Source organism: Janthinobacterium sp. Ant5-2-1 (assembly GCF_001445815.1).
Taxonomy (GTDB): domain Bacteria; phylum Pseudomonadota; class Gammaproteobacteria; order Burkholderiales; family Burkholderiaceae_D; genus Janthinobacterium; species Janthinobacterium lividum_E.
In genome coordinates, this window is the sequence record NZ_LNCE01000024.1 from 39,238 (window position 1) to 65,240 (window position 26,003).

The following is a 26,003-nucleotide window of genomic DNA, read 5'->3' on the forward strand; positions in this document are numbered from 1 at the left end:
ATGTACACGGTCAAAGGGAAATCGAACAAGGACTATTTGCTGACGGAGCACATTCCGCTGGTAAAGCGTCTGGCGCACCATATGAAGGCGAAATTGCCGCCTTCGGTCGAGGTCGATGACCTGATCCAGGCCGGCATGATCGGCCTGCTCGATGCCATCAGCCGCTATGAAGAGACGCATGGCGCGCAGTTCGAGACGTATGCCGTGCTGCGCATCCGCGGCGCCATGCTCGACGAATTGCGCACCAGCGACTGGCTGCCGCGCAGCATGCGCCAGAACATGCGCAAGATCGAAGAGGCGATGAGCACCTTGCAGCAGCGCCTCGGCCATCCGCCGACGGAGTCGGAAGTGGCGAAGCTGCTCAAGATGTCGCTGGCCGACTACCAGGAAATGCTGGGCGACGGCGGCGGCCACCAGCTCGTGTACTACGAAGACTTTCATGACCCGGACGGCAATGACAGCTTCCTCGACCGCCACTGCGTGGACGAGGACAGCGACCCCTTGCGTTCCCTGCTCGATACCGATTTCCGGCAATCCGTGATCGATGCCATCGACGCGCTGCCACCACGCGAGAAAATACTCATGGGCCTGTATTACGAAGAAGAGCTGAACCTGAAGGAGATCGGCGCGGTGATGGGCGTATCCGAATCGCGCGTCTCGCAGCTGCATACCCAGGCCGTCGCGCGCCTGCGCGCAACTTTGAGGGAGCAGGCGTGGACTGGTCCAGCGTAATCGGGCTGGCGCTGGCGCTGGCAGGCCTCTTGGTCGGCCAGGCACTGGAAGGCGGCAAGATGGCCTCCCTGCTGCAGCCGGCCGCCTTTGCCATCGTCATCATCGGCACTTTCGGCGCCGTGCTGCTGCAAACGCGGCTGCGCACTTTCGTGCGCGGCCTGGAAATGCTGCGCTGGGTCTTCCTGCCGCCAGCCGATACGCGCGCCGCGCTGGCGCGCGACATTGGCCAGTGGAGCCTGACGGCACGCCGCGACGGCCCGCTGGCGCTCGAGCGCCTGATGGAAAACACGGCCGACCGCTTCAATGCCAAGGGCTTGCGCATGATCGTCGACGGCATCGCGCCGGACAAGCTGCGCCAGCTGCTCGACGTGGAAATCTCCGCCTACGAAATGGCCGAGCGCCAGGCCGTCAAGGTATGGGAGTCGGCGGCCGGCTATTCGCCCACCATCGGCATCCTGGGCGCCGTGCTGGGCCTGATCCACGTGATGGAAAACCTCACCGACCCAAGTAAATTAGGCAGCGGCATCGCCGTGGCGTTTGTCTCGACCATCTACGGCGTGGGCCTGGCCAACTTGCTGTTCCTGCCGGTGGCGAATAAACTCAAGGCCATCGTCTCGCGCCGCGTGCTGCAGTACGAAATCACGGCCGCCGTGCTGTACGACATCGCCACGGGCGACCATACGCGCATCATCGAAGAGCGCGTGTCGAGCCTGCTGCACGAGCACTGACCATGATGCGGCGCGCGCGCAGGAAGTATGACGAGGAACCGGACAACCAGGACCGCTGGCTGATCTCGTACGCCGACTTCATCACCCTGCTGTTCGCCTTCTTTGTTGTGATGTACGCGATTTCGCAAGTCAACGAAGGCAAGTACCGCGTCTTCCAGAACGCCATCGGCCAGGCCTTCAGCCTGGAAAAGGGCGCGCCGCCCATCATCATGGAAGCGCCGCAAGCGATCCCGCTGCCGAATCCCGCCCTGAAACGCCGCACGGAAGCAATCCGCCGCGAGCGTGAACACATGACGCGCCTGGCGCAGGACCTCACCTCCACCCTGGCGCCGTTGGTCAAGGAAGGCAAGGTGCGGGTCACGCAGACGAGCCGCGGCGTGAGCGTGGAAATCAATGCCAGCGTGCTGTTCGACCCCGGCGCGGCGCGCCTGACGGCGGAGTCGGACCAGGCCCTGCGCGCCGTCGCCGTGCTGCTCAAGGACGATACGCACGACGTGCAGGTGGAAGGGCATACGGACGTGCAGCCGATCAGCAATTCGAACTTTGCCTCGAACTGGGAATTGTCGGCCGCGCGCGCCAGCGCCGTGGTGCGCCTGTTCATCGCCAGCGGCGTCAAGGCGTCGCGCCTGACGGCCGTCGGCCACGCTGACAACATCCCCGTGGCGCCCAATGAAACGGCGGAAGGGCGCGCGCGCAACCGCCGGGTCGCCGTGACGATTCTCTCTGGCATCCCGGAAACGGTGACGGAAGTGCCGACGGCGCCCGTGGCGCCGACACCGGCCAACTGAACGCCGCCGCTTGGTACAATCGCGGCCTTCTCTCTTATTATCTCTTCCTCATGAAAAGCAGCTCCCAGGGCGGTCTCGTCTATTCCACCGAAACGGGCCGCATGTGTCCCGCCTGCCGCCAGCCGCTGGCGCAATGCGCGTGCAAGGCGCAAGCCAAGGCGGCGCCTGCGGGCGACGGCGTGGTGCGCGTCTCGCGTCAGACCAAGGGCCGCGGCGGCAAGAGCGTCACCGTCGTGAAGGGCTTGGCGCTGGACGCCATCGCGCTGGCCCTGCTGGGCAAGCAGTTGCGCACGCAGTGCGGCTCGGGCGGCACCGTCAAGGATGGCGTGATCGAAGTGCAGGGCGACCATGTCGACACCATCCTGGCCGCGCTGGTGAAACTGGGCCACCAGCCGAAAAAGGCTGGCGGCTAGGCGGGGTGCGTACGTGCGGCACTGTTCCGTGCGCCTGTGGTAACGTGCATTTCCTTTATGCGCCACCTCATCATGAATAGCAAACTGACCGGCATCGCCATCGCCGCTGCCATCGCGGCAGTGCTGGCGCTCGTGTACTGGCCCGCGCCCGATGGCGGCGCGCCGGACACTGCCGCCACCGCTGTCGCCAGCGCGCCGCCGGGACGCAGCCTGGCGTCGTATTTGAATATCGACGCCACCCCCGCCGCCGATGCCGCACCCGTTCCCGTGACCCTGGCCCAGCAGCTTGCGCGCCTGGTGGCCAGCGGCAAGCCGGACGACGCGTATGCGGCCTACAACCTGATCGACGACTGCATCGTCTTCCAGCGCGAAAGCCGCTTGCCGGGGCTGGAATTCGAGCTGGGGCGCGAGATGACGGCGGAAGAAAAAACCGCCCAGCAGCAGCTGTGCGCAGGCCTGACGCAGCGCCAGCGCGAGGACCGCCTCGGCTATCTGGCCACCGCCGCGCAGGGCGGCGTGCCGGGCGCGGCCACCCTGTTCCTGTCGGAAGGCCCGTTCGGCGACCGCAGCGCGCTGCGCAACCGTCCCGACGATCCGCTGGTGCAGGCCTGGAAGCGGCAAGCCATCGCCCAGCTGACGGCGCAGGCGGACGAGGCGGAACTGACCAGCGTGTCGACCCTGATGATGGCGTATCTGCGCGATGGCGACGTGGTGCAGAAAGACGCGCCGCAAGCGTATGGCTACCTGCTGGCCCTGCGCATGGTGTACAGCGATATCCTCACGCCAGGGACGACAAACCCTTACCAGGATGAATACTGGCATTGGCTGCAAAACGAATTGACGCCCGAGCAGCAGGCCGCCGCCCTCATCAAGGCGAATGGCATCGCCGCGAAATTTCGCCAGCATACGGGCCGGCCCGCGCACGGTTGAGTGCGCAGGCCCGCCCTGCATAGGCTGGCCCGTGCATGGAGCCGCCGCGCCGGCCCCATGTATGCCAGCGACGGCAGTACTTGCAGGCGCCCGGATGCCGCTCAGGCAGTCGTCTTGCGGCGCCGTATGCTATAGCCGATCAGGCCCATTCCCGCCAGCAGCATGGCATAGGTTTCCGGTTCGGGCACGGCCGTGGTGATGGAAATGTCCAGCACGGAATCACGCACGCCGGTGCCGCTTGCCACCAGGGTGTAGGTGCCAGGTCCCAGCAAACCGTTGAATGTGGAATGGGCAAACGCGCCCAGCACGCCGGTAAAGGTATCCGATTGCACCAGGTTATTGCTGGAGTCGAACAAGTCAATGTTGACGCCAGTCAGGCGGGGACCGAATTCGTTGGCGCCCGTGACCAGCCAGGCCGCGTTGCCCGTGAACGACTGCACGCCGGCGCCGACCGTAAACGTGGTCGTTTGCAGCAGCGAGCCGCGCTCCGTCGTGAAGGTGTCGACGAACAAGGTGTCTTGCGCCAGCAGCGGCGTGGCCACCACGGCGGTCGAGACGAGATGGTTGTAGAACACGGCTTGCGTCTCGGCCTGCGCGGCTGGCGCCAGCAGGGTGCAGCCGAGCAGCAGCGCCGCGCCAGCCTTGGTTACTGAGAGAGAGTTCATATCATGCTCCTGTGTACTTGCGATTGAAGTGGCGTGCGTCATGGCGCAGCGCAAAAGCGCAGGCTGGACGCGTGAAATGGATTAGCTATGCCTGCGGAAACGATGTTCGTGTCGGTGAGGAAAGTCCCACCTGGAGATGTGCGGCGTACGCTAGGGATTAGCATATAGTTATCATCTGCCTCAAGTTTGAGCGCGCTCAAAGGTGCGGCTTGGAAGGGATGCCGCTGTTGTTTCCGGGTGCGGCGTTCTTGAGGGAATGGCTGCCGCGCCCGTGCCTGTGCATGGCTTGCAACAATTGGCGTAGTTTGTGACTGCCGCGCCGGGCTATGATGGCCGTACATTTGCCCGTGCGGGCAATATACGCATGAGGAGCAACACACGGATGTTGAAAGCGCTGAACTGGCCAATGCCGCAACTGCCGGTCAACCTGGCTGCGCTGCGGGCGCGCATGGCAGCGCGCCCCATGCGGGGCGCCATGTGCCTGGGCTTGTGCGCAGGCGCCGTGAATTGTCTCGTTTGCATATTGATGCTGCTGGCAGCGCTGGCACTGTTTTCGCAGGAGCAACTGGGCGGCTCCGCTTCGGCATCCCTGAAGGGCGCCGGCATGGCGACGATATTCTGGACGGTCGTCGTCTGGGCGCCGCTGTTCGAGACGATCATCGGGCAGTGGCTGCCCCTTGAAGTGTTGCGCCGCTACAGGGTGCGTACCGGATACAGCCTGCTGGCCAGCGCGGCACTGTTTTCCCTGTTGCATGTCATGGGTGGCTCCGGCATTTTGCACGCCAGCATGACTTTTATTGCAGGCGGCTTCTTCGCGGCCAGCTACCTGACGGCGCGCAGCATGGGCGTGGCGCCCGCCTATATAGCGGCGGCCACGGCGCATGCGTGCAGCAATGGCTTATTGCTGTGCTTGTCGCTGCTGTTTCCTGGTCTGGAGTAGTGAACGCCGAGGGAAAACTTAGCCGATCACGACGCGCCGGCTGGCCGTGTTCGTCGTCGGTTGGCCGCTGGGGCCGTAGAAATTGCCGCTTTGGGCAGTAGGGCGCATGGCGTTCAGGGCGCCTTGCGTGTGCAGCATGTGCTTGTTGACCAGCAGGCTGTTCAACCGGTTCTGTTCCTTCGCTTCGCGCGTCGTCTCGAGCAGGGCTTTCCACAGGGGCGCCGCTTCCGCTTCGCTGGCGCTGACCAGCCAGTCTTCCATGCCCGCTTCGGCTGCCGTGAAGCCGGCTGCCGCCAGCGCCTGGTGGCGTTGCGCCGCCAGCTGGCTCAATTGTCCGACGAGCGCCGTCTTGCGCGCCGTGATCTCCGTGATTGCATCGATGTCAGCCGCAACCAGATGCCGCTGTTCTTCTTTCATCAATGCCAGCAATGTGGTCATGAGCTGTTGCTCGTCGCGCAGGCTGGAAAACGGAGTCACTGATTGCATGAGGAAACCTATCTATTTCGTGAGTGCAGCAAGTCCTTGACTGTGTCGAGGAGACCGTCCGCCACTTTTTCTGAGTTGACCTGGAACTGGCCGTCGGCGATCGCCAGCTTGATGCGTTCGACTTTTTTCGTGTCGAACACGGCGCCGCTGCCGGCAGTTGCACTGGCCGCTAATGCCTGTCCTTGCGGCGACAGGCGTACATTGTCCGACGTTGTCGGTGTTGCCTGGGCTTTCTCGGCATTCCGGGCGCCGGAGGTACTCGCGGGCGCCACCGGCAGGCCGGGATTGCTTTTAATGGTGTTATCGGTAATTTTCACAGCGTGATCCTCGTCTGGTCGAAGTCAAAAAACTCCGGGATATGTGTCATTATCGGCACCTTCTCCCGAAACTTTAGTGCGCCAGGCCACAATATCGCTGTCCATCCGTGTTTAAAAGGCGACCTCCACCAAGCCGCCCGCGCGCGCCACGCCGCTGATCTGCTGGCCGCTCTGCGTGCGTACCTGTACCGTCTGGCCATCGCCGGCGCTGCCGATGGCGCGTCCTTCTGATGCCACTTGGAAACCGTTGCCACTGGAAACGACACGCACCAGCTGGCCCTGCATCACCACCGGCTTGCGGCGCAGGGTGTCGAGGCGCATCGGCGTGCCGGGTGGCAAGGAAATATTCGTGCTGGCGCCCACGACCTGGGCCATGTCGGTGGCGATGCCTGCCGGCAATGCGGCCAGGTCGCCCTGCATCGTCACCAGCTGGCTGGCATCGATGGCTTGTCCTTGCGCCAGCGGCACGGCGCTGGCCACGTAGTCGCCCACGACGGCCACGTTCGCCTGCAGATAAATAGTCCAGTTGCTGGGCGCCGTGCAGCGCACGCCCACGGTGGTCTTGCCCCAGGCGCGCGCGCCCGGCGCCATGAACGCTTGCGGCGCGGGGCAGGCGGCCAGGTTCAGGCGCGGATCGACGGCGCCGACGGTGATCGTCACCTTGCCGGGCAAGCCATTGCTTTGCACTTGCAGGAATTGTTCCACGCTGTTGCGCAGCGCTTCCGGCGTTTGCCGGCCGGCGTTTTGCGCCTGCGCCAGCAGTGGCAGGGCGGCAAGAGCAAAGAGGAAAGCAAGCGGTGTTTTCATGGTGATAGGCCTCTGGAATACTGCCATGATAGTGCGCGCGGCCCCGTTCGAAGCGCCGATTAAGGGGTAAAAGTACGGTCTGATCCGGCGATGGTCTTGCTGGTGGGCGCCGTACTATGTTTCCTGTCATCACTATACCGCCATCCTTCCGCCATCTCGGGCGCCAGTGGCAGATCTTTCCGGAGCCTGACATGATAGGGAAACTCGACGATTACATGCGCTTCAACGAGACGGCGCTGAGCCTGCGCTCGACGCGCCAGGAATTGCTCGCCTCGAATATCGCCAATGCCGACACGCCCAACTACAAGGCGCGCGATGTCGATTTCGCCGCCGCGCTGAAGGGCGCGATGGAGCGCAAGGACGGCGTGCCGCCGGCCCTGAAGGGCACGGCGCCGCAGCATCTGCCGGGCAAGGGCGTGGCCGCGGCTGCGGGCGCCACCGGCGGCGGCAAGGTCGAAACCCTGGCCGACGGTACGCCGCTGCTGTACCGCGCGCCGGCCCAGGGCGCCGTCGATGGCAATACGGTCGACATGGACCTCGAGCGCAACGCCTTTGCCGACAACGCCATCCGCTACGAGGCGGCCGTGACGTTCCTCAACTCGCAGATCAAGGGCATGCTGACGGCCATCCAGGGAGGACAATAATCATGTCGCTATTTAATATCTTCAATGTTTCCGGTTCGGCCATGAGCGCCCAGGCGCAGCGCCTGAACACGGTGGCCAGCAACCTGGCCAATGCCGACAGCGCCACCAGCGCCACGGGCGAAGCCTACCGCGCCAAGCAGGTGGTGTTCGAAGCCGTGCCCATGGCCAACGGCGCCACGGCCGTCAAGGTGCAGAAGGTGATCGAAGATCCTTCGCCGATGAAACTGGTCTACGACCCGAAGAATCCGCTGGCCGACGAGAAGGGCTACGTCACCATGCCCAACGTCAATACCGTTGATGAAATGGTCAACATGCTTTCGGCCTCGCGTTCGTACCAGACCAATGTGGAAACCATGAACGCGGCCAAGTCGCTGCTCCTGAAAACCCTCACCATTGGCCAATAAGGCTGACTGATCATTATGGCAACCATCGATACCAGTACCTCCAAAATCACCGACCTGATGGCGACGATGAATCCGAAGAAGACGACGGCCGAGCCAGGCAGTGTCGAAGCGGAGACGAACAAATTCCTCACCCTGCTGGTCACCCAGCTGAAAAACCAGGATCCGATGAATCCGCTGGACAATGCGCAATTGACCAGCCAGCTGGCGCAACTGTCCACGGTGACGGGCGTCAACAAGCTCAATACCACCGTGGAAAGCTTGAAGGCCAGCTACCAGCAAGCCGAATCGATGCAGGCGGCCAACATCATCGGCCATGGTGTGTTGACGGCGGGCAAGGACATCAACCTGAGCAAGAGCGCCGCGCTGCTGGGCGTGGACCTGGCCACGCCAGCCGACAAGGTCAGGGTCGTCATCTACAAGGCTGGCAAGGAAGTCCATTCCATCGACCTGGGCGCACAGGCGGCGGGCACCTTGCCGCTGGGCTGGAACGGTTCCACCGCCGATCTCGACAAGGATGGCAAGCCGGTCGTGCTAGCCGACGGCGCCTACACCTTCACGGTGGAAGCCACGCGGGGCGGTGTCCAGCTCAAGGATGCAACGGCGCTGATGTTCGGTTCGGTCGCCAGCGTGTCGACGGGTGCGAATGGCGTGAAATTGAATGTCCCGGGCGTGGGCAGCATCACCATGGCCGACGTGAAACAGATTCTGTAAGCCGCTTCCCCTTAGCGTGAACCTCTACCCCTAATTTCTACCAGGAGAACACAATGTCTTTCCAACAAGGCCTGAGCGGCTTGAATGGCGCCGCCAAATCGCTGGACGTCATCGGCAACAATATCGCCAACTCGTCGACCGTGGGTTTCAAGCAGTCGCAGGCCCAGTTCGCCGACATTTATGCCAACTCGCTGTATGGCGTGGGCGGCAACCAGGCGGGGATCGGCGTGTCGGTCTCGCAAATCGCCCAGCAATTTAACCAGGGTAACCTGGAATCGTCGTCGAATCCCCTCGATATCGCCATCAATGGCGGCGGCTTCTTCCGTACCAGCGTCAACGGCGCCATCCAGTATTCGCGCAATGGCCAGTTCCAGGTCGACAAGAGCGGCTTCATCGTCAACGCCCAGCTGGCGCAGCTGACCGGTTATCCGGCCGACGCCAACGGCAAGATCGTCGCCGGCGCCATCGTGCCCCTGCAGATCGACCAGTCGGACATGAAACCGCAGGCAACGACCAAGGTCAGCACGGAAGTCAACCTCAATTCGAATACGCCCATGCCGACCACGGTGCCGTTCAAGCTCGGTGAAGACACGTCGTACAGCAAGCAGTTTCCCGTCGAAGTCTTCGATTCGCTGGGCAATTCGCACATCATGTCGAATTTCTACGTCAAGACGGGCACCAACACCTGGGATGTCTACTCGGCCGTTGACGGCACGGAAGTGACCAGCATGAAGGCCGCGGCCGCCCTGCAGACGGACCCTGCCTCGCTGGCCGCGCGCGCCGCCTACCAGGCCGCCGCCACGGCCGTGCCGCTGGTGCCGGCCAATGTGACGACCGCCGCCGTCGCCTATGGCAATGCCGTCGGTGCCGCCGTCTCCGCCGCCGCCGCCGCTGCGGGCGCCACGCCGGCGCAGCTGGCCGCCATCGCCGCCACCTACGGCAGTGCCGTGCCGAACGGTATCAATTCGAGCCGCACGCCCGACCAGATCGACGCGGCCGTCCGCGCCGTCACCAATGTGCCAGCCATCAAGACCGGTTCGCTGGTTTTCAACACGGTCGGCAGCCTGGACCGGGCCGCCATGCTGGCCATGACGCCGCCGCAAACCCTGCCCGTCACCGTCAACTTGCCGATCTTCCCGGCCACGGGCGCAAATGCGACCCTGTCGCTCCAGGTCGACTTCACCAAGTCCACCCAGCTGGGCAGCCCCACGGCGGAAAAGAAAACGGAAGCGGACGGCTACAAGGCGGGCCAGCTGAGTCAATTCATCGTGGGCGACGACGGCGTCATCCAGGGCCAGTACAACAATGGCAAGACGCGCAGCCTGGGCCAAGTGGTGTTGAGCAACTTCGTCAACCCGAACGGCCTGGAGCCGCTGGGCAACAACGCCTGGGTGGAAAGCTCGGCCTCGGGCAAACCCGTCACGGGCGAGCCGAAGACGGGCAACCTGGGCAATTTGCGCGCTTCGTCGGTGGAAGTGTCGAACGTCGATCTGACGGCGGAACTGGTCAACATGATTACGGCCCAGCGCGCCTACCAGGCGAATGCGCAAACCATCAAGACGCAGGACTCGGTCCTGCAGACCCTCGTCAACCTGCGTTAAGAGTAAGGGGAGCCGTCCTCTCGGACTGCTCCCGGCTTTCGTTTTGCACGGAGAAAACACATGGACCGTCTCATCTACACCGCCGGCTCGGGCGCCAAGCACATCCTCGACAAGCAGGCGACCACGGCGAACAACCTGGCGAACGCCACCAGCACGGGTTTCCGTGCCCAGCTCGACTCGTTCCGCGCCGTGCCCGTGGTGGCCGACGGCATGATGCCGACGCGCGCCTTCGTCGTCGATTCGACGGTCGGTTCCGATTTCACGCAAGGTCCGATGCAGCACACGGGCCGCGCGCTCGACGTGGCCGTGGAAAACGCGGGCTGGATCGCGGTGCAGTCGGCTGACGGTTCCGAAGCCTACACGCGCAATGGCGCCTTGAAACTCAATGAAAACGGCATGCTGCAAACGCAGTCGGGCCTGATGGTGCAGGGCGATACGGGGCCCATGGCCATTCCGCCCGGCGTGACGGTGGCCATCGCCAGCGACGGCACGGTGGGCACGATTTCCACGGACGTGCCGCCAGGCCCGTCGACGGTGCTGGGACGCATCAAGCTGGTCAATCCGCCCGAGCAGCAAATGGTGCGCGGCGACGACGGCCTGTTCCGCCTGAAAGACGGCACGGTGGCGCAGGCCGACCAGGCCGTCAAGCTGACCACCGGTGCGCTGGAAGGCAGCAATGTCAGCCCCGTCGACTCCATGGTCAGCATGATCGCCCTGGCGCGCCAGTTCGAAACGCAAATGAGCTTGTTGAAGAATGCCGAGAATAACGCGGCGAAAGCCACCCAGATCCTCGCTTTGAATTGATGGGGGCGCCCGCATAATGGTCACATAGAAATTGTCTACAGGGCTGGTTAGCGCTGTTATTGGAGAAAAATCATGATTCGTTCCCTTTGGATTGCCAAGACCGGCCTGGAAGCGCAGCAGACGCAGATGGACGTGATCGCCAATAACCTGGCCAACGTCAGCACCACGGGCTTCAAGAAGTCGCGCGCCGTGTTTGAAGACTTGCTGTATCAAAATGTACGCCAGCCTGGCGCGCAATCGTCGCAGCAGACCCAGCTGCCATCGGGCTTGCAGATCGGCACGGGCGTACGCACCGTGGCCACCGAACGCATCCATACGCAGGGCAATCCCCAGGCATCGGGCAATTCGCGCGACGTGATGGTCAACGGCACGGGCTTTTTCCAGGTGCTGATGCCGGACGGCGCCACCGCCTACACGCGCGACGGCTCGTTCCAGACGGACGCCAACGGCCAGCTCGTCACGTCCGAAGGTTTCGTCATCCAGCCGGCCATCACCGTGCCGACCAATGCGCTGAGCCTGACCGTGGCGCGCGACGGCACCGTGTCCGTCACCTTGCCCGACACCGTGGCGCCATCGCAGATCGGCTCGCTGCAGCTGACCACCTTCGTCAATCCGGCCGGCCTGGAATCGAAGGGAGAAAACCTGTACATGGAAACGGGCGCTTCCGGCGTGGCGCAAACCAACACCCCGGGCACCAACGGCGCCGGCGTGCTGATGCAGGGCTATATCGAGACGTCGAACGTCAACGTGGCCGAGGAAATGGTCAACATGATCCAGACGCAGCGCGCCTACGAGATCAACAGCAAGGCCATCACCACATCCGATCAAATGCTGCAGAAATTGTCGCAACTTTAATTTTCATAGTCGTCATGCCATCCGCCGCCGGATGGCAGCGGAGGTTCGCCATGCAATACCCCATCATCGCTTTGTTCACTGCAGTCCTGCTGTCCGGCTGCGCCATCACGCCTACGTCCATCGTGCAATATCCCACCACCACGCGCGCGCCGATGCCGGAACCCGTGGTCGTCAACAATGGCTCCATCTACCAGCCGTCGACCTACCGTCCCGCCTTCGAAGACCGCCGCGCGCGCCACGTGGGCGACACCATGACGATCGCCATCACCGAGCGCACGAACGCCGTCAAGGCGGGCGCCAGTTCGGGCAACAAGTCGGGCAGCGTGGGCTTCAGCACGCCAGGCATGCTGCAGGGCCGCCTGGGTGGCACCGTGGCGGCGAATGGCGCGACGAAATTTGCCGATGGCGATAACCAGTCCGCCAGCAATACCTTTTCCGGCGTGATCGGCGTGACGGTGATTGAAGTGCTGCCGAACGGTAACTTGATCGTCGCCGGCGAGAAACAGATCGCCATGAACAAGGGCACGGAATTCATCCGCTTCTCGGGCATGGTCAATCCGGATACCATCGGCACGGGCAACGTCGTGCCATCGACCCAGGTGGCCGATGCGCGCGTCGAATACCGCACCAACAGCCAGATCGACCGCGCCGAAATGGCCTCGATGGCGTCGCGCTTTTTCCTCAGCCTGCTGCCGTTCTGATCATGGCGAGCGTAACCTTTCCCCGCTTGCTGGCCATCTGCGGCCTGGCTCTCTCCCTGCTGGCGCCCGCGGCGCAAGCCGAGCGCATCAAGGACCTGGCCAGCATCGCCGGCGTGCGCCAGAATCAACTGATGGGCTATGGCCTCGTCGTCGGCCTCGACGGCAGCGGCGACCAGACCACGCAAACCCCATTTACCATCCAGAGCGTGGCGGCGATGCTGCAGCAGCAGGGCATTAACTTGCCGCAAGGCACCAGTTTGCAGTTGAAAAACGTGGCCGCCGTGATGGTGACGACGGCCTTGCCCGCGTTTGCCCAGCCGGGCCAGTTGCTCGACGTGACGGTGTCGTCGATGGGCAATGCGAAAAGCTTGCGCGGCGGCACTTTATTGATGACGCCATTGAAGGGCGCCGACGGCCAGGTGTACGGCATGGCGCAGGGCAACGTGCTGGTGGGCGGCGTGGGTGCGCAGGCGGCCGGCAGCTCCGTCGTCATCAATCATTTGAGCGTTGGGCGCATCTCGGGCGGCGCGACCGTCGAGCGCAGCGTGCCTTCGGCGCTGGGCGCCAACAACACGATCCGCCTGGAATTGAACGCCACCGATTTCGCCACCGCCAGCCGCGTGGTCGACGCCATCAACAGCCGCTACGGCGCCGGCACGGCCGCCGCGCTCGATGGCCGCGTGATCCAGGTGCAGTCGCCGGGCGGCAGCGACCAGCGCGTGTCCTTCCTGGGCCAACTGGAAAGCATCGAAGTCAATCCGGCCCGCCTGGCGGCCAAGGTCATCATGAATGCCCGTACGGGTTCCGTCGTGATGAACCAGTCCGTCACCCTGGAAACATGTGCCATTTCGCACGGCAACCTGTCCGTCACCATCAATGTCGAGCCGCAGGTGAGCCAGCCGCCGCCATTGTCGGGCGGGCGCACGGTGGTCACGCAGACGGCGCAGATCGATATCAAGAAAGAGCCGGGCAAGGTCATGCTGGTCAAGGGCGGCGCCTCGCTGTCCGAGGTGGTGAAAGCCTTGAACGCCATCGGCGCCTCGCCGCAAGACTTGCTGGCCATCCTGCAGGCGATGAAGGCGGCCGGTTCGCTGCGCGCCGAACTTGAAATCATTTGATGGACACGCCATGATCAGCCAAACCGACCTCAGCAATACCGCCGCCTATGACGTCAAGGGCATGGATGGCTTGCGCCAGTCCGCCAAGGCGAAGGACCCCGCCGCCCTGAAAGAGGCGGCCACGCAATTCGAAGCCATGTTCATCAACATGATGATGAAAAGCATGCGCGAAGCCACGCCGCAGGACGGCATCATGGATAGCCAGCAAAGCAAGATGTACACCTCGATGCTGGACCAGCAGACGAGCCAGAACCTGGCCAAGCGGGGCACGGGCCTGGCGGACGTGCTGATCCGCCAGTTGTCGTCGTCGAACCAGGCGCTGGCCGCCGATGGCGCCGAAGCGCCGTCGCCCCGCTCGTCGAGCATGGCGCAGGCGCTGGCCGCGTTCCGCCAGCAGCAGGGCGCTCTCACCGAAGGTTCCGCCGCCACCACCGGCAGGACCCTGAGCGACAAGGCCAACGCCACGCAGGCGCCGCACGTGCGCGCCTTCCAGGAAAAACTGGGCGTGCATGCGGAAGAAGCGAGCCGCGCCACGGGTATCCCTGCCAAGTTCATGCTGGGCCAGGCGGCGCTGGAAACGGGCTGGGGCAAGCGCGAAATCATCGCCCGCGACGGCAGCAGCAGCCACAACCTGTTCGGCATCAAGGCGTCCAGCGACTGGAAGGGCAAGGTCACGGAAGCCGTCACCACGGAATACGTGAATGGCAAGGCGCAGCGCAAGGTGGAAAAATTCCGCGCCTACGACAGCTATGCGGACAGCTTCAAGGATTATGCGCAGTTGATTACCAACAACAAGCGCTACGAGAAAGTCCTGGCCAGCGCGGGCGACGCCAGCACGTTTGCTCACGGCTTGCAGAAAGCCGGCTACGCGACGGACCCGAATTACGCTGCCAAATTGACAAAAATCATCAAGAATTCGCTGGTCGGCTAGTAACACGCCGCACCCCTGTGCAGGCCGCGCGCTTCAAGTTTTCGCCGCGGCTGCCGTAAATACTCATGACAGTAACCAATAAGACACCATGACTTCGAATCTACTCAGCATCGGTAAGAGCGGTTTGCTTGCAGCGCAGGTGGGCCTGTCGACGACCGGGCATAACATCACCAATGCCAACGTGGACGGTTACAACCGCCAGGTGGTGCTGCAGCAGACGGCGCAGTTCAACAATGCCGGCTATGGCTTTGTTGGCAATGGTACCGAGGTATCGCAAGTCAAGCGCCAGTACGACGGTTTCATGGCGGCCCAGGTGAATGGCGCGCAGTCGGCCACCAGTTCGCTCGACGCCTACTACACGCAGATCAGCCAGATCGACAATATGCTGGCCGATCCCACGGCCGGGCTGTCGCCGGCGATGGCCGATTTCTTCAAGGGCGTGCAGGATTTCAGCTCGAATCCCTCGTCCGTGTCGTCGCGCCAGGCATTGTTGTCGAGCGCAAACTCGTTGACGGCGCGCTTCCAGGGCCTCAGCGCGCGCCTGACGGAAATCGGCGACGGCGTCAATTCGCAGATCACCTCGAACGTGAAAGTGATCAACTCCTACGCCAAGCAGATCGCGGAACTCAATACCGCGATTACCAATCTGACCGTGAATGAAAGCAATCAGCCCAACGATTTGCTGGACCAGCGCGACCAGCTGATCACGGAGCTGAACAAATACGTCAAGGCAACGGTTCAGCCTGGCGCCGGCAACTCGATTACCGTCTCGATCGGCTCGGGCCAGCCGCTGGTGGTGGGCGAGAAGAACTTTGAACTGGCCACCACGCCGTCGCCGACGGATCCGAACCGCCTGGACGTGGGCTATGTGACGGGTACGAGCGTCACCAAGCTGTCGGAAAGTTCCCTGAGCGGCGGTGCGCTGGGCGGCTTGCTGGAATTCCGCAGCGGCAGCCTGGACCGCATCCAGAATTCGCTGGGCAAGGTTGCCATCGCGCTGGCGTCCACCTTCAATGAACAGCACAAGCTGGGCCAGGACTTGAACGGCGACATGGGGGGCGACTTCTTCAAATTGCCCGATCCCGTCATCGGCGCCGACTACCGCAACAATGCGACCAGCACGACCGTGGTGTCGGCCAAGGTCAGCGATCCAACCAAGCTGACGGCCAGCGATTATGCCGTCAAGTATGACGGCGCCAATTACGTGGTGACGCGCCAGAGCGATGGCGCGAAAACAACCATCAATCCGTATCCGCAAACCGTGCCGCAAACCATCGACGGCGTGGATTTCTCCATCACGGGCGCGGCCGCCGAAGGCGACAATTTCATGGTCAGGCCGACCGCTCATGGCGCTGCCGACCTGGCCGTGGCGATTACCGACCGCAACAAGCTGGCCGCCGGCGCGCCGATCGCCACGGGCGCGCCCGTCAGCAATACGGGCAGCGGCAAGCTCGGCCTGGGTAGCGTGGACAAGGCGTATTTAACGCCGGGCAATGCCTTGACGAGTACCGTCACCTTGACGTACGACAAGGCCACTACTTCGCTGTCGGGTTTCCCTGCGGGCCAGGCCGTGACGGTGAAAGGCTTGAACGGCGCGACCACCACATATCCGGCCGGCACGGCGACTATCCCGTACACGGAAGGCGACAGCTTCAGCTTCGGCGGCATCAACTTCAACATGACGGGTGCGCCCGCGCAGGGCGACAAATTTACCATCGCGCCGAACTCGGGCGGCGTAGGCGACAGCCGCAATGCCGCCTTGCTGGCGGGCTTGCAGACGAAAAACATTCTCGATGGCGGCAAGGCCACGTTCCAGGGTTCGTACGCGGAAACCGTTAGCTATGTCGGCAACAAGACGCGCGAAGTACAGGTCAGCGGCCTGGCCAGTCTTGCGTTATTGCAACAAACCAGCACGCAGCAGCAGGCTGTCTCCGGCGTCAACCTCGATGAAGAGGCGGCCAACCTGCTGCGCTATCAGCAAGCCTACCAGGCTTGCGGCAAGGTCATGCAGATCGCCAGCACCCTGTTCGACGTGGTCATCGGCCTCGGACGTTAATTATTCAGGCGGCGGCGCATAGCGCCCCGCCGCCATCAGGAAGGGCAGCATCATGCGCATCAGTACCAAAATGATCTATGACGCGGGCAGCACGCAGCTGAACAATCTGCAGGGCGCGTTGAACCGCACCCAGATGCAGCTGTCGGCGAATCGCCGCAACCTGACGCCGGCCGACGACCCGATCGCCTCGGCGCGCGCGCTGGAAGTGACGCAGTCGCAATCGATCAACACGCAATTCGTGACGAACCGCTCGAACGCCAAGAATTTCCTTTCGCAGGAAGAGCTGGCGCTGGGCAGCACCACCTCGCTGATCGCCGACGTGCAGCAACTGGTGCTAAAGGCCGGCAATCCGGCATTGAAGGATATCGACCGCCAGAGCCTGGCCACGGAATTGAAGGGCCGCCTGACCGACCTGATGGGCATCGCCAACACGTCCGACAATGCTGGCGGTTACCTGTTTTCCGGCTACAAGTCGACCACCCAGCCGTTCAGCCAGACGCCGGGCGGCGCCACCTACGTGGGCGACCAGGGCCAGCGCGAGCTGCAAGTGGGCTCGGCGCGCTACCTGGCCACCAGCGATTCGGGCGCGGCCGTGTTCGAAAACAATTTGACGGGCAACGGCAAGTTCACCACGGCGGCCGATCCGGGCAACTTCACGCGCGGCGGCGCCGGCATCATTTCCGGCGGCACCGTCACCGATCCCACCAAGCTGACGGGACACAAGTACACGATCGACTTCCAGGTGACAGGCACGGGCACGGATGCCAAGACAACCTATACCGTGACGGACGTGACCCTGGGCCAGACCATTCCAAATCCCGCCGTGCCGGTGGCCTATAAATCGGGCGACGCCATCAACTTTGACGGCCAGCAAGTCAATGTCGCGGGCAAGCCCGCCGACCTGGACAAGTTCACCCTGGAGCCCAGCGGCAAGGAATCGATCTTTACCACGATTACCAACCTGATCGGCGCACTGGGCCAGCCGGCCACGGGCGACGCGGGGCAGGCGCGCCTGACGGCCAGCCTGAACACGGCGCACGATCTGCTTGACACGGCCTACGACAATGTGCTGTCGGTGCGCGCGGAAGTCGGTTCGCGCCTGAAGGAACTCGATACGCTCGACAGCGCCGGCGACGACCTCGACCTGCAATATGCAAGCACCCTGTCGGGCTTGCAGGACCTGGACATGGTGAAAGCCATTTCCACCTTCAGCCAGCAGCAGATCACCCTGCAGGCGGCGCAGAAATCGTTCACCTCGATCTCGGGCCTGTCGCTGTTCAATTACATCAGCTAAGCGTCCGGCATCGGCACGATGAGCGGCAAGCCGGGGCGGGGAGAATATCTCCCGCCCCGGCTTTTTTACGTCCGCATTCTGGTCACTTAGACAATATACGCAGGCAAACTGTGCAGTCTACCTGCATATATGTTATAGTGGAGTCCGTTGATCCATCATCCCGCTAACATGAGCACCCCACAAGAAGACCACGAACAAGTTCTGCAACTGGCCGGCGAATTGCGCATCCTGGTCGGCAAATTGCGCCGCCGCCTGCGTGAAGAGGCGCACCTGGGGGACGTCAGCATGTCGCAGGCGTCCGTGCTCAGCCGCCTTGAGCGCGACGGCCCCGCCACGGCCAGCAGCCTGGCGCGTGCCGAAGGCATGCGGCCCCAGTCGATGGCCGCCACCGTGCAAGCCTTGACGGAGGCGCGGATGGTAACGGGTTCGCCCGATCCGGCGGATGGCCGGCAAACGCTATTGACCCTGACGGACAGCTGCCGCGCCTGGATCGCGGCCAGCCGCGCCGCGCGCGAAGACTGGCTGGCGCGTACCATCGAAACCCGGCTCACGCCGGACGAAGTCACCGAACTGAACCATGCGGTGGCATTACTCAAACGCTTGGCGGAATGATCCGCTGCTAGACCTTAACACTCGGCAAGGAGCCCGCACGCCCAGATGAACAACACATTCCGTTCGCTACGCATTCCCAATTACCGTATCTGGGCCGGCGGCGCCCTCGTGTCGAATATCGGCACCTGGATGCAGCGCACGGCGCAGGATTGGCTGGTGCTCAGCGAATTGACGCAGCACAATGCCAGCGCCGTCGGCATCGTCATGGCCTTGCAATTCGGCCCGCAACTGCTGTTGCTGCCCCTGACGGGCATGGCGGCCGACCTGCTGGACCGCAGGAAATTGTTGTTGTTCACGCAGGCGGCCATGGGATTGCTGGCGCTGGGCCTGGGCTTGCTGTGCATCAGCGGGCTGGTGCAGCTGTGGCATGTGTATGTGTTTGCTTTCCTGCTCGGCTGCGTGACGGCCTTCGATTCGCCCGTGCGCCAGACTTTTGTGTCCGAAATCGTTGGCGAGGAAGACCTGAGCAATGCCGTGGCGCTCAATTCCACTTCGTTCAATGCGGCGCGCATGCTGGGCCCGGCCGTCGCCGGCCTGCTCATCAGCAGCGTCGGCAGCGGCTGGGTCTTCATCATCAATGCCGTCTCGTTTGCCGCCGTGATCGGTTCGCTGTTGCTGCTGCGCGTGGAATTGCTGCGCCGCGCACCGCGCCTGAAAGCCACCCGCGCCAGCCTGGGCGAGGGTTTCCGCTACGTGCGCCAGCGGCCCGACCTGATGGCCATCCTGCTGATGCTGTTCCTGATCGGCACCTTCGGCTTGAATTTCCCCATCTTCCTGTCGACCATGTCCGTGACGGCCTTCCATGCGGGCGCCGGCCAGTATGGCGTACTCAGCTCCGTGATGGCTTGCGGTTCCGTGGCCGGCGCCTTGCTGGCGGCGGGACGCGGCCAGCCCACCCTGGCCTTGCTGCTGGGGGCGGCCGCGCTGTTCGGCCTGGCTTGCGCGCTGGCTGCCGTGATGCCCAATTACTGGCTGTTCGGCATGATGCTGGTGGTCATCGGCATCGCCGCGCAAACCTTTACCACCAGCGTCAACAGCAGCGTGCAACTGTCGACGGCGCCCGCCATGCGGGGCAGAGTCATGGCGATACTCTTGGCTATCTCGGCGGGCGGCACGCCGCTGGGCGCGCCCATCGTGGGCTGGGTGGCCGACACTTTCGGCCCGCGCTGGGCGCTGGGCATCGGCGCTTTGTCCGGTCTGGCGGCGGCCCTCGTCGGCGTGCGCTACCTGGTCAAATATCACCAGTTGCGTTTGAATATAGACGTGCGGCGCTGGCGCTTCGCGCTCAGCAGCGACCAGCACTGAGGCTGGCCATCAGGGCGGCAGCAGGCCCGTGCGGGCGGCGGCCAGGATGGCGCCGCTCAAACCGTCGAGCAGGCTCGATGCGGCACGCGCCGTGTGCCAGTGCAGGGGCACATCGAGGGGCGTAGCGGGCAGCAGTTCGACCAGGCTGCCACTGTCGAGATGGGACTGGATCAGCGCCTGCGGGTGCAAGCCCCAGCCCATGCCGGCCAGGGCTGCCGTGACGAAGGCGTGCGACGAGGGCAGGGTGTGGCGCGGCAGTTCCACGTGCCGGTGGCACAGGCGCCGCACCCAGCGCGCCTGCAGCTCGTCCTTGGCATTGAAGACGAGGCTGGGCGCCAGCGCCAGGCTGGCGGCGCCCACGCCGTGGGCAAAATGCCGCCGCATGAAGGCGGGACTGGCGGCCGCCAGGTAGCGCATGGCGCCCAGCGGACGGCTGTTGCAGCCCGATGCGGGCCGGGCTGTGGCGCTGACGGCCGCCAGCACGGCGCCGCTGCGCAGCCACTCGGCCGTATGGTCCTGGTCGTCGACGGCCACTTGCAGCAGCACCGGATGCCCGGCCGCGAAGACGGCGATGGCCGGCGCCAGCCAGGTGGCCAGGCTGTCGGCGTTCACGGCGACGGGCACGCTGGCGCGCGACATGCTCTGCGCTGCCAGCGCCGGCAAGGTGCCCTGTAAATCCTGCTCGAGCAATTGCACCTGGTCCACGTGCTGGCACAGGCGGCGGCCCGTTTCCGTGGCGCGGCAGGGCTGGTCGCGGACGACCAGCGCGCAGCCGACGCGCTCTTCCAGCAGGCGGATGCGCTGCGAAATGGCCGATGGCGTCACGTGCAAGGCGCGCGCCGCACGCTCGAAACTGCCTTCGCGGATGACGGCGGCCAGGGCGGCGAGGGCGGCATAATCGAGCATGAATGAAGTTTTCCTTAATTGGCTGTAGAAAAGGTAGTTTGCCTTCATTCCATGCGGCTGGCAAGATCGCCGCATGACACTCTCCACCGCCACCACACCACTCGTTTTTTCCGTCTTTTTCCAGGGCTTGACCCTGGGCCTGGGACTCATCGTTGCCATCGGCTCGCAAAATGCCTTTGTCTTGCGGCAAGGCTTGCGCCGCGAACACGTGGGCGCCATCGTGCTGTTTTGCGCCCTGGCCGATGCGGCGCTGATTGCCGCCGGCGTCCTGGGCATGTCCCGGGCGCTGGGGCAGCGCCCCCTGCTGGCCAGCGCGCTGGCGCTGGGCGGCGCCATTTTTCTGGCTGTCTACGGTTGGCAAGCGCTGCGGCGTGCGCGCCGTCCGCAGCAGCTGCGCGCCGCCGAGGGCGGTATCGGACTGGGCTTGGCTGCCATCCTGGCGCAGGCGGCCGCCTTTACCTTGCTCAATCCCCATGTCTATCTGGATACGGTATTGCTGGTGGGAAGTATCGGTGCCCAGCAGCCGGGCGCGCTGCGCGGCTGGTTTATCGTTGGCGCCAGCGCGGCCAGCCTGCTGTGGTTTGCATCGTTGGGCTATGGCGCGCGCTGGCTGGCGCCGTGGTTTGCGCGGCCCCGGGCCTGGCAAGTGCTCGATGGCTTGATCGGCGTGACCATGTTCGTGCTGTCGGCGCTGCTGCTGCGCCACGCGCTGGGCTGATAGCCTTGGTCAGCGCGCGGGCGTCAGCGGCGCCGGCGCCGGCAGTGCGGGACGCAAGGGATTCGGCGGCGCTGGCGGTGGCGGCCGGTCGCGCGCAGCAAAGCCGCGCGGCAGCAGACGCGCCGTTTCTATGCCGCGCAGGAACATGTTCTGGAATGGCGTGGCAAGGTAGGGCAGGACCATGCCGATCACCAGCAAACCCACGCCCAGGGTAACGGGGAAGCCGATACCGAAAATGTTCAGCTGCGGTGCGGCGCGCGTCAAGATACCCAGCGCCACGTTGGTCAGCAGCAGGGCGGCGATGATGGGCAGCGAAATTTGCAGGCCGGAACGGAAGATTTCCCCGCCCCAAGCCGCCAATTGCTGGAAACCGCCGCCGCTGATGGGACTCGATGAAATCGGCAGGCTGACAAAGCTTTCCGCCAGCGCCGCCAGCAAGACCAGATGGCCATTGACGGTCAAAAACATCAAGGTGGCCAGCATGACGAGGAACTGGCTGATGGCGGACGACCTGCCCTTGGTTTGCGGGTCGAAGAACGAGGCGAAGCCCAGGCCCATGGTGAGACTGCTGAGTTCGCCGGCCATTTCGATGGCGGAAAACACGATGCGGATGGAAAAGCCCATGGCCAGGCCCACCAGCATCTCTTGCGTGAGGATCAGCAAGCCGGGCAGGGACATCGGGTTGACGGCGGGCAAGGCCGGCACGGTGGGGGCGATGATCATGGCCAGCAGCGCGCCCAGGGTCACCTTGACGGTGGCCGGCAGGGCCGCGTTGCCGAACAGGGGGGCGGCCGCGATCAGGCCGAGGATGCGGCTGAGCGGCCACAGCAGTGCTGCGATCCACGTGTTCAGTTCGATGCTGGACAGGGTCAGCATGGCGGTAATCGCGGCACTAGCCCACCAGGTTCGGGATGCCGGTAAACACCTGGCGCATGTAGTCGAGCATGACGGACAGCATCCACGGACCCGCCACGACGATGGCAACGAAAATGCCCACCAGCTTGGGGATGAAGGACAGGGTCGCCTCGTTGATCTGCGTGGCCGCCTGGAAGATACTCACGATCAAGCCGATGATGAGGGCGACGAGCAGCATGGGCGCGGCCACCATCAGCGTGATTTCCATCGCATGGCGGCCCAGGGTCATGACGCTTTCGGGTGTCATCTGCTTCCCCTAGTAAAAACTCTGTGACAGCGAGCCCAGCAGCAACTGCCAGCCATCGACGAGCACGAACAGCATCAGCTTGAACGGCAGCGAGATCGTCGCGGGCGACATCATCATCATCCCCATCGACATCAGCACGCTGGCGACCACCATGTCGATGATCAAAAACGGAATGAAGATGGCAAAGCCGATCTGGAACGCCGTCTTCAGTTCGCTCGTGACGAAGGCGGGCACGAGGATGCGCAGCGGCACGTCTTCCGGACCTTGCAGGGCCGCCGAGCGCGACATCTTGGCGAACAGGGCCAGGTCGGCCTGGCGCGTCTGCTTCAGCATGAAGGTTTTCAGGGGATCGACGCCCTTGTCCATCGCCTGCTGCATGGTGATCTTGTTTTCCTGATAGGGCTGGTAGGCATCCGTATAGATCTTGTCGAACACGGGGCCCATGACGAACAGGGTCAGGAACAGGGCCAGGCCCACCAGCACCTGGTTCGGCGGCGCCGATTGCGTGCCGATGGCCTGGCGCAGCAGGGACAGCACGATGATGATGCGCGTAAAGCAGGTCATCATCAAGAGGGCCGCCGGCAAAAAGGTGAGCGACGTCATCAGGATGAGCGTCTGCACCGGCAGCGAGTAATTCTGGCCGCCGCCCGGCGCCGGCGTGCTGTTGAAGGCCGGGATGCCAGGCTGGGCCATGGCCCACAGCGGCAAGGCCAGGGCGGCAACCGCCAGCAGCCAGGTCAGGGGAGTCTTCAAGGTGGACCACGCCATCTGCCGCTTATTTCCCATTGCGTTTTTCGATGGTCTGTTTCAGCCACTCGGAAAAATTGGCGGCCGCGGGGCCGTTTTGCGCCGCGGCCAGTTGCGGCAGGTCGCCTTCCTGGCGCGGCATGGTGGCCAGCGCGTTGATCCTGCCGGGCGAGGCGCCGACGACGATCCACTGGTCGGCCACTTCGACGAGGACGATGCGTTCGCGTCCGCCCAGGTTGAGCGAACTGACGACGCGCATCTTGTTGTTGCCGCCCATGACTTTGGGGCCATAGCGCTTCATGAACCAGGCCAGGCCGATCAACAGGGCCAGCACGAACATCAGCGCGAAAATGGTTTGCAGCAGGCTGCCGGCCGAGCTTGTCGGCGCCATCGTCGCCGGTGCGCCGGGCGGCATGGCGGGCAGGGCGGCGGCAGGCGAGGCAGCCGGCAAAGCTGCTGGCGCCTCTGCCGCGGCGGCTGGCGGTGTCTCGCTGGCCGCCTCGACGGAAGCGCTGGCGGCGCTGGCCGCCGCTGGTGCGGACGCGGCTGGCGCTTCAGCCAGCGCAATGCTGCATGCCGCCATGAGCGGCAGCACAGTGGAAATCAACAGGCCAGGCTTCATTTATTCAATTTTCGGATGCGTTCGGAAGGCGTGATGATATCGGTCAGGCGGATGCCGAACTTGTCATTGACCACCACCACTTCGCCCTGGGCGATCAGGCAGCCGTTCACCAGCACGTCCATCGGTTCGCCGGCCAGGCCGTCGAGCTCGACCACGGAACCCTGCGCCAGTTGCAGCAGGTTCTTGATGGCGATCTTGGTGCGGCCCAGTTCGACCGTCAGCTGCACGGGGATATCGAGGATGAAATCGATATCGTTGTGCGTTTCCGACTTCGACGCCTGCTTGGAAAAGTCCTTGAACACGGCGGCGCTGGCCGCGCTGGCCGTATTGGCGGCCTGGTTCTGCAGCGCTTCGGCTTCCGCCTTGGCCTGCTCGGCAATGGCCGCGCCCCAATCGTCTTCCGCGCTTTGGTCGTCTTGGTTGTCAGACATGTGTTTCTCCTGTTGTACTGATGCGGACCGCAGCGGCCCGGGTATTTCTTAATGGTTATTCATGTTGTCGGCGTTAGCCAGCAATTTTTCGACTTTGAGCGCATATTGTCCGTTCAACACGCCATACGTGCAATCCATCACGGGCACGCCGTCGACGGTGGCGGCGATCAGTTCCGGAATATTCAGCGGGATGATGTCGCCCACCTTCATGTTCAGAATTTCGTCGAACGACACGCGCGCCGTGCCCAGCGAGGCCACCAGCTCGACTTCGGCGATCTGGATCTGCTGCGTCATCAGACGGATCCAGCGCTTGTCCACTTCCAGCGCCTCGCCCTGCAGGCTCGAGGTCAGCGAATCGCGGATCGGCTCGATCATCGAATACGGCATGCAGAAGTGGATTTGTCCGGAAACGGAGCCAAGTTCCACCGTAAACGTGGACGCCACCACCACCTCGTTCGGCGTGGCGATGTTGGCGAACTGCGTGTTCATTTCTGAACGGATATATTCAAACTCGACGGGGAAGACCGGTTCCCACGACTTGGTATAGGCTTCGAAAACGATGTCGAGAATGCGCAGGATGATGCGCTGCTCCGTCTGCGTAAAGTCGCGCCCTTCGACGCGCGTATGGAAGCGCCCGTCGCCGCCGAACAGGTTGTCGACCAGCAGGAAGACGAGGCCCGGATCGAAGACCATCAGGGCCGTGCCGCGCAGCGGCTTCATGTGCACCAGGTTCAGATTGGTCGGCACCACCAGGTTGCGGATGAACTCGCTGTATTTCGACACGCGCACGGATCCGACCGACACTTCGGCGCTGCGGCGCAGGAAGTTGAACAGGCCCACGCGCAGCAGCCGGGCGAAACGCTCGTTGATAATTTCCAACGTTGGCATCCGGCCGCGCACGATGCGCTCCTGGGTTGCCAGGTTGTAGGTACGAACTCCCGTGACATCTTCCGGCGCCTGCGCGTCGTCCTGGTCTCCGTTGACGCCCTTCAGAAGGGCATCGACTTCTTCCTGGGAGAGGAAATTATCGGCCATGGCTGCTTATTGAATGATGAATGCGGTAAATAATACGTCCGTCACGTCCTGCTCCGGCCCTTTGTCCTCGAACGGCTGGTTCACCTGATTGATGATTTCGGCCGCCAGTTGCTGCTTGCCTTCCACGGTATTGAGTTCGGATGCCTTCTTGCCCGACAGCAGCAACAGCAAGCGGCTGCGCACCTTCGGCATGTTCAGCTTGATGGAATCCATTTCTTCCGGGCTGCTCACCTGCAGGGTAAACGCGATCTGCAGATATTGCTCGCCATTTTCCGGCTGCAAGTTGACGGTGAAGGCATCGACGGGCACGAATACGGGTGGACCTGCCTTGGAAGCGGCATGTTTTTTCTTGCTCGGGGCCGACTCTTCTTTATCGGCCTTGCCATGCAGGAAGTACCAGGCGGCACCGCCACCGATGCCGCCGGCCACCAGCACCGCGGCCAGCACAATGATCAGAAGCTTCTTTTTCGAGGCGCCGGCGGGAGCCAGGCCTGCATCTGCTTTCGGATCTGCTTTCATTTTTGGATTTGCTTTCAATGG

At 63.5% G+C, this 26,003-nt stretch carries 32 protein-coding genes; 20 read left to right on the forward strand and 12 right to left on the reverse strand.

Annotated elements, in window-relative coordinates; translation table 11 throughout:
- The 5 genes from ASN89_RS08725 (at nt 1) to ASN89_RS08745 (ending at nt 3,591) form a co-directional block, all read left to right on the forward strand.
- On the forward strand, nt 1–732 hold the full coding sequence (locus ASN89_RS08725; RefSeq protein ID WP_010400804.1) for an RNA polymerase sigma factor FliA: 732 nt from the start codon (nt 1–3) through the stop codon (nt 730–732).
- Nucleotides 714–1,460, forward strand: a complete 747-nt coding sequence (locus ASN89_RS08730) for a flagellar motor protein (protein ID WP_046685945.1) — start codon at nt 714–716, stop codon at nt 1,458–1,460. The genes ASN89_RS08725 and ASN89_RS08730 overlap by 19 nt, the downstream gene beginning before the upstream one ends.
- 5 nt (nt 1,461–1,465) lie before the next feature.
- The gene (gene motD, locus ASN89_RS08735; RefSeq protein WP_046686263.1) at nt 1,466–2,248 is read left to right on the forward strand and encodes a flagellar motor protein MotD; all 783 of its coding nucleotides are present in this window, start codon (nt 1,466–1,468) and stop codon (nt 2,246–2,248) included.
- 50 nt (nt 2,249–2,298) lie between these two features.
- The gene (locus ASN89_RS08740) at nt 2,299–2,661 is read left to right on the forward strand and encodes a translation initiation factor Sui1 (protein WP_046685944.1); all 363 of its coding nucleotides are present in this window, start codon (nt 2,299–2,301) and stop codon (nt 2,659–2,661) included.
- A gap of 72 nt (nt 2,662–2,733) precedes the next feature.
- A complete protein-coding gene (locus ASN89_RS08745; RefSeq protein ID WP_152988521.1) occupies nt 2,734–3,591 on the forward strand; it encodes a hypothetical protein in 858 nt (285 codons plus the stop codon).
- A gap of 101 nt (nt 3,592–3,692) precedes the next feature.
- Here the strand turns inward: ASN89_RS08745 and ASN89_RS08750 are convergent, their stop codons facing one another.
- Nucleotides 3,693–4,256: an FxDxF family PEP-CTERM protein gene (locus tag ASN89_RS08750; protein ID WP_052755940.1), complete on the reverse strand. Its 564-nt coding sequence runs from the start codon at nt 4,254–4,256 to the stop codon at nt 3,693–3,695.
- Between the two features lie 406 nt (nt 4,257–4,662).
- On the opposite strand from ASN89_RS08750, the gene ASN89_RS08755 reads away from it, so the two are divergent.
- On the forward strand, nt 4,663–5,196 hold the full coding sequence (locus tag ASN89_RS08755) for a CPBP family glutamic-type intramembrane protease (protein WP_161911765.1): 534 nt from the start codon (nt 4,663–4,665) through the stop codon (nt 5,194–5,196).
- 18 nt (nt 5,197–5,214) lie between these two features.
- Here the strand turns inward: ASN89_RS08755 and ASN89_RS08760 are convergent, their stop codons facing one another.
- The 3 genes from ASN89_RS08760 to flgA form a co-directional block, all read right to left on the reverse strand.
- Complete coding sequence (locus tag ASN89_RS08760; protein ID WP_046685941.1) at nt 5,215–5,682, reverse strand: flagella synthesis protein FlgN; 468 nt, start codon at nt 5,680–5,682, stop codon at nt 5,215–5,217.
- Nucleotides 5,683–5,690: 8 nt separating this feature from the next.
- Nucleotides 5,691–5,999 carry a flagellar biosynthesis anti-sigma factor FlgM gene (flgM, locus tag ASN89_RS08765; RefSeq protein WP_034787161.1) on the reverse strand — a complete coding sequence of 103 codons (309 nt, stop codon included), beginning with the start codon at nt 5,997–5,999 and terminating at the stop codon, nt 5,691–5,693.
- Nucleotides 6,000–6,110: 111 nt separating this feature from the next.
- Nucleotides 6,111–6,806 (reverse strand): flagellar basal body P-ring formation chaperone FlgA, encoded by a 696-nt coding sequence (gene flgA / locus ASN89_RS08770; RefSeq protein WP_046685940.1) that lies wholly within the window; start codon nt 6,804–6,806, stop codon nt 6,111–6,113.
- 191 nt (nt 6,807–6,997) lie between these two features.
- Between flgA and flgB the strand changes: the two genes are divergently transcribed.
- From flgB to ASN89_RS08835, 13 genes are all read left to right on the forward strand, one after another.
- Entirely contained in the window at nt 6,998–7,450 is a 453-nt protein-coding gene (gene flgB, locus ASN89_RS08775; protein ID WP_058049006.1) for a flagellar basal body rod protein FlgB, read from the forward strand.
- 2 nt (nt 7,451–7,452) lie between these two features.
- Nucleotides 7,453–7,854, forward strand: coding sequence for a flagellar basal body rod protein FlgC (gene flgC, locus ASN89_RS08780; protein WP_034754081.1), 402 nt, complete (start codon nt 7,453–7,455; stop codon nt 7,852–7,854).
- Between the two features lie 15 nt (nt 7,855–7,869).
- Entirely contained in the window at nt 7,870–8,565 is a 696-nt protein-coding gene (locus ASN89_RS08785; RefSeq protein WP_046685938.1) for a flagellar hook assembly protein FlgD, read from the forward strand.
- Between the two features lie 53 nt (nt 8,566–8,618).
- Nucleotides 8,619–10,166, forward strand: a complete 1,548-nt coding sequence (locus tag ASN89_RS08790; RefSeq protein ID WP_058049007.1) for a flagellar hook protein FlgE — start codon at nt 8,619–8,621, stop codon at nt 10,164–10,166.
- Between the two features lie 60 nt (nt 10,167–10,226).
- Nucleotides 10,227–10,970 carry a flagellar basal body rod protein FlgF gene (locus tag ASN89_RS08795; RefSeq protein ID WP_058049008.1) on the forward strand — a complete coding sequence of 248 codons (744 nt, stop codon included), beginning with the start codon at nt 10,227–10,229 and terminating at the stop codon, nt 10,968–10,970.
- Nucleotides 10,971–11,042: 72 nt separating this feature from the next.
- Complete coding sequence (gene flgG, locus ASN89_RS08800; protein WP_034754070.1) at nt 11,043–11,825, forward strand: flagellar basal-body rod protein FlgG; 783 nt, start codon at nt 11,043–11,045, stop codon at nt 11,823–11,825.
- A gap of 50 nt (nt 11,826–11,875) precedes the next feature.
- On the forward strand, nt 11,876–12,526 hold the full coding sequence (locus ASN89_RS08805) for a flagellar basal body L-ring protein FlgH (protein WP_058049009.1): 651 nt from the start codon (nt 11,876–11,878) through the stop codon (nt 12,524–12,526).
- A 2-nt stretch (nt 12,527–12,528) separates the two neighbouring features.
- Nucleotides 12,529–13,644 (forward strand): flagellar basal body P-ring protein FlgI, encoded by a 1,116-nt coding sequence (locus ASN89_RS08810; RefSeq protein ID WP_046685934.1) that lies wholly within the window; start codon nt 12,529–12,531, stop codon nt 13,642–13,644.
- 10 nt (nt 13,645–13,654) lie between these two features.
- Nucleotides 13,655–14,575: a flagellar assembly peptidoglycan hydrolase FlgJ gene (gene flgJ, locus ASN89_RS08815; protein ID WP_058049010.1), complete on the forward strand. Its 921-nt coding sequence runs from the start codon at nt 13,655–13,657 to the stop codon at nt 14,573–14,575.
- Between the two features lie 88 nt (nt 14,576–14,663).
- Nucleotides 14,664–16,631, forward strand: coding sequence for a flagellar hook-associated protein FlgK (flgK, locus tag ASN89_RS08820; protein ID WP_046685932.1), 1,968 nt, complete (start codon nt 14,664–14,666; stop codon nt 16,629–16,631).
- A 52-nt stretch (nt 16,632–16,683) separates the two neighbouring features.
- Nucleotides 16,684–17,925, forward strand: coding sequence for a flagellar hook-associated protein FlgL (flgL, locus tag ASN89_RS08825; protein ID WP_058049011.1), 1,242 nt, complete (start codon nt 16,684–16,686; stop codon nt 17,923–17,925).
- A gap of 168 nt (nt 17,926–18,093) precedes the next feature.
- Nucleotides 18,094–18,537, forward strand: a complete 444-nt coding sequence (locus ASN89_RS08830) for a MarR family winged helix-turn-helix transcriptional regulator (RefSeq protein ID WP_058049012.1) — start codon at nt 18,094–18,096, stop codon at nt 18,535–18,537.
- A 45-nt stretch (nt 18,538–18,582) separates the two neighbouring features.
- On the forward strand, nt 18,583–19,842 hold the full coding sequence (locus ASN89_RS08835) for an MFS transporter (RefSeq protein ID WP_058049013.1): 1,260 nt from the start codon (nt 18,583–18,585) through the stop codon (nt 19,840–19,842).
- A gap of 9 nt (nt 19,843–19,851) precedes the next feature.
- On the opposite strand, the gene ASN89_RS08840 is transcribed toward ASN89_RS08835, so the two are convergent.
- Nucleotides 19,852–20,748 (reverse strand): LysR family transcriptional regulator ArgP, encoded by an 897-nt coding sequence (locus ASN89_RS08840; protein ID WP_058049014.1) that lies wholly within the window; start codon nt 20,746–20,748, stop codon nt 19,852–19,854.
- Nucleotides 20,749–20,821: 73 nt separating this feature from the next.
- Between ASN89_RS08840 and ASN89_RS08845 the strand changes: the two genes are divergently transcribed.
- A complete protein-coding gene (locus ASN89_RS08845) occupies nt 20,822–21,466 on the forward strand; it encodes a LysE/ArgO family amino acid transporter (protein WP_046685927.1) in 645 nt (214 codons plus the stop codon).
- A gap of 9 nt (nt 21,467–21,475) precedes the next feature.
- Here the strand turns inward: ASN89_RS08845 and fliR are convergent, their stop codons facing one another.
- The 7 genes from fliR to fliL are packed head-to-tail and all read right to left on the reverse strand — an operon-like array spanning nt 21,476 to nt 25,982.
- Nucleotides 21,476–22,342 (reverse strand): flagellar biosynthetic protein FliR, encoded by an 867-nt coding sequence (gene fliR, locus ASN89_RS08850; RefSeq protein ID WP_046685926.1) that lies wholly within the window; start codon nt 22,340–22,342, stop codon nt 21,476–21,478.
- 16 nt (nt 22,343–22,358) lie between these two features.
- Nucleotides 22,359–22,628 (reverse strand): flagellar biosynthesis protein FliQ, encoded by a 270-nt coding sequence (gene fliQ / locus ASN89_RS08855; protein WP_034754044.1) that lies wholly within the window; start codon nt 22,626–22,628, stop codon nt 22,359–22,361.
- Nucleotides 22,629–22,637: 9 nt separating this feature from the next.
- Nucleotides 22,638–23,396 (reverse strand): flagellar type III secretion system pore protein FliP, encoded by a 759-nt coding sequence (fliP, locus tag ASN89_RS08860; RefSeq protein ID WP_409929630.1) that lies wholly within the window; start codon nt 23,394–23,396, stop codon nt 22,638–22,640.
- Nucleotides 23,397–23,403: 7 nt separating this feature from the next.
- Nucleotides 23,404–23,997 (reverse strand): flagellar biosynthetic protein FliO, encoded by a 594-nt coding sequence (gene fliO / locus ASN89_RS08865; protein ID WP_058049016.1) that lies wholly within the window; start codon nt 23,995–23,997, stop codon nt 23,404–23,406.
- Nucleotides 23,994–24,428: a flagellar motor switch protein FliN gene (gene fliN, locus ASN89_RS08870; RefSeq protein ID WP_034754038.1), complete on the reverse strand. Its 435-nt coding sequence runs from the start codon at nt 24,426–24,428 to the stop codon at nt 23,994–23,996. Before fliN ends, fliO begins: the two co-directional genes overlap by 4 nt.
- A gap of 48 nt (nt 24,429–24,476) precedes the next feature.
- Nucleotides 24,477–25,463 (reverse strand): flagellar motor switch protein FliM, encoded by a 987-nt coding sequence (gene fliM, locus ASN89_RS08875; protein ID WP_034754035.1) that lies wholly within the window; start codon nt 25,461–25,463, stop codon nt 24,477–24,479.
- A gap of 6 nt (nt 25,464–25,469) precedes the next feature.
- Complete coding sequence (fliL, locus tag ASN89_RS08880) at nt 25,470–25,982, reverse strand: flagellar basal body-associated protein FliL (protein WP_058049017.1); 513 nt, start codon at nt 25,980–25,982, stop codon at nt 25,470–25,472.
- Nucleotides 25,983–26,003: the final 21 nt, after the last annotated feature.

Coding starts and splice junctions, on each gene's coding strand:
- ASN89_RS08840 (WP_058049014.1), bottom strand. CDS start 20,748: ATGCTCGATTATGCCGCCCTCGCCGCCCTGGCCGCCGTCATCCGCGAA.
- flgC (WP_034754081.1), top strand. CDS start 7,453: ATGTCGCTATTTAATATCTTCAATGTTTCCGGTTCGGCCATGAGCGCC.
- fliN (WP_034754038.1), bottom strand. CDS start 24,428: ATGTCTGACAACCAAGACGACCAAAGCGCGGAAGACGATTGGGGCGCG.
- fliR (WP_046685926.1), bottom strand. CDS start 22,342: ATGCTGACCCTGTCCAGCATCGAACTGAACACGTGGATCGCAGCACTG.
- fliP (WP_409929630.1), bottom strand. CDS start 23,396: ATGGCGTGGTCCACCTTGAAGACTCCCCTGACCTGGCTGCTGGCGGTT.
- flgG (WP_034754070.1), top strand. CDS start 11,043: ATGATTCGTTCCCTTTGGATTGCCAAGACCGGCCTGGAAGCGCAGCAG.
- flgA (WP_046685940.1), bottom strand. CDS start 6,806: ATGAAAACACCGCTTGCTTTCCTCTTTGCTCTTGCCGCCCTGCCACTG.
- ASN89_RS08805 (WP_058049009.1), top strand. CDS start 11,876: ATGCAATACCCCATCATCGCTTTGTTCACTGCAGTCCTGCTGTCCGGC.
- ASN89_RS08755 (WP_161911765.1), top strand. CDS start 4,663: ATGCCGCAACTGCCGGTCAACCTGGCTGCGCTGCGGGCGCGCATGGCA.
- fliL (WP_058049017.1), bottom strand. CDS start 25,982: ATGAAAGCAGATCCGAAAGCAGATGCAGGCCTGGCTCCCGCCGGCGCC.
- ASN89_RS08760 (WP_046685941.1), bottom strand. CDS start 5,682: ATGCAATCAGTGACTCCGTTTTCCAGCCTGCGCGACGAGCAACAGCTC.
- ASN89_RS08830 (WP_058049012.1), top strand. CDS start 18,094: ATGAGCACCCCACAAGAAGACCACGAACAAGTTCTGCAACTGGCCGGC.
- ASN89_RS08795 (WP_058049008.1), top strand. CDS start 10,227: ATGGACCGTCTCATCTACACCGCCGGCTCGGGCGCCAAGCACATCCTC.
- fliQ (WP_034754044.1), bottom strand. CDS start 22,628: ATGACACCCGAAAGCGTCATGACCCTGGGCCGCCATGCGATGGAAATC.
- motD (WP_046686263.1), top strand. CDS start 1,466: ATGCGGCGCGCGCGCAGGAAGTATGACGAGGAACCGGACAACCAGGAC.
- ASN89_RS08745 (WP_152988521.1), top strand. CDS start 2,734: ATGAATAGCAAACTGACCGGCATCGCCATCGCCGCTGCCATCGCGGCA.
- fliO (WP_058049016.1), bottom strand. CDS start 23,997: ATGAAGCCTGGCCTGTTGATTTCCACTGTGCTGCCGCTCATGGCGGCA.
- ASN89_RS08835 (WP_058049013.1), top strand. CDS start 18,583: ATGAACAACACATTCCGTTCGCTACGCATTCCCAATTACCGTATCTGG.
- ASN89_RS08750 (WP_052755940.1), bottom strand. CDS start 4,256: ATGAACTCTCTCTCAGTAACCAAGGCTGGCGCGGCGCTGCTGCTCGGC.
- flgB (WP_058049006.1), top strand. CDS start 6,998: ATGATAGGGAAACTCGACGATTACATGCGCTTCAACGAGACGGCGCTG.
- ASN89_RS08725 (WP_010400804.1), top strand. CDS start 1: ATGTACACGGTCAAAGGGAAATCGAACAAGGACTATTTGCTGACGGAG.
- ASN89_RS08785 (WP_046685938.1), top strand. CDS start 7,870: ATGGCAACCATCGATACCAGTACCTCCAAAATCACCGACCTGATGGCG.
- flgK (WP_046685932.1), top strand. CDS start 14,664: ATGACTTCGAATCTACTCAGCATCGGTAAGAGCGGTTTGCTTGCAGCG.
- ASN89_RS08845 (WP_046685927.1), top strand. CDS start 20,822: ATGACACTCTCCACCGCCACCACACCACTCGTTTTTTCCGTCTTTTTC.
- ASN89_RS08790 (WP_058049007.1), top strand. CDS start 8,619: ATGTCTTTCCAACAAGGCCTGAGCGGCTTGAATGGCGCCGCCAAATCG.
- flgJ (WP_058049010.1), top strand. CDS start 13,655: ATGATCAGCCAAACCGACCTCAGCAATACCGCCGCCTATGACGTCAAG.
- ASN89_RS08740 (WP_046685944.1), top strand. CDS start 2,299: ATGAAAAGCAGCTCCCAGGGCGGTCTCGTCTATTCCACCGAAACGGGC.
- fliM (WP_034754035.1), bottom strand. CDS start 25,463: ATGGCCGATAATTTCCTCTCCCAGGAAGAAGTCGATGCCCTTCTGAAG.
- ASN89_RS08810 (WP_046685934.1), top strand. CDS start 12,529: ATGGCGAGCGTAACCTTTCCCCGCTTGCTGGCCATCTGCGGCCTGGCT.
- flgL (WP_058049011.1), top strand. CDS start 16,684: ATGCGCATCAGTACCAAAATGATCTATGACGCGGGCAGCACGCAGCTG.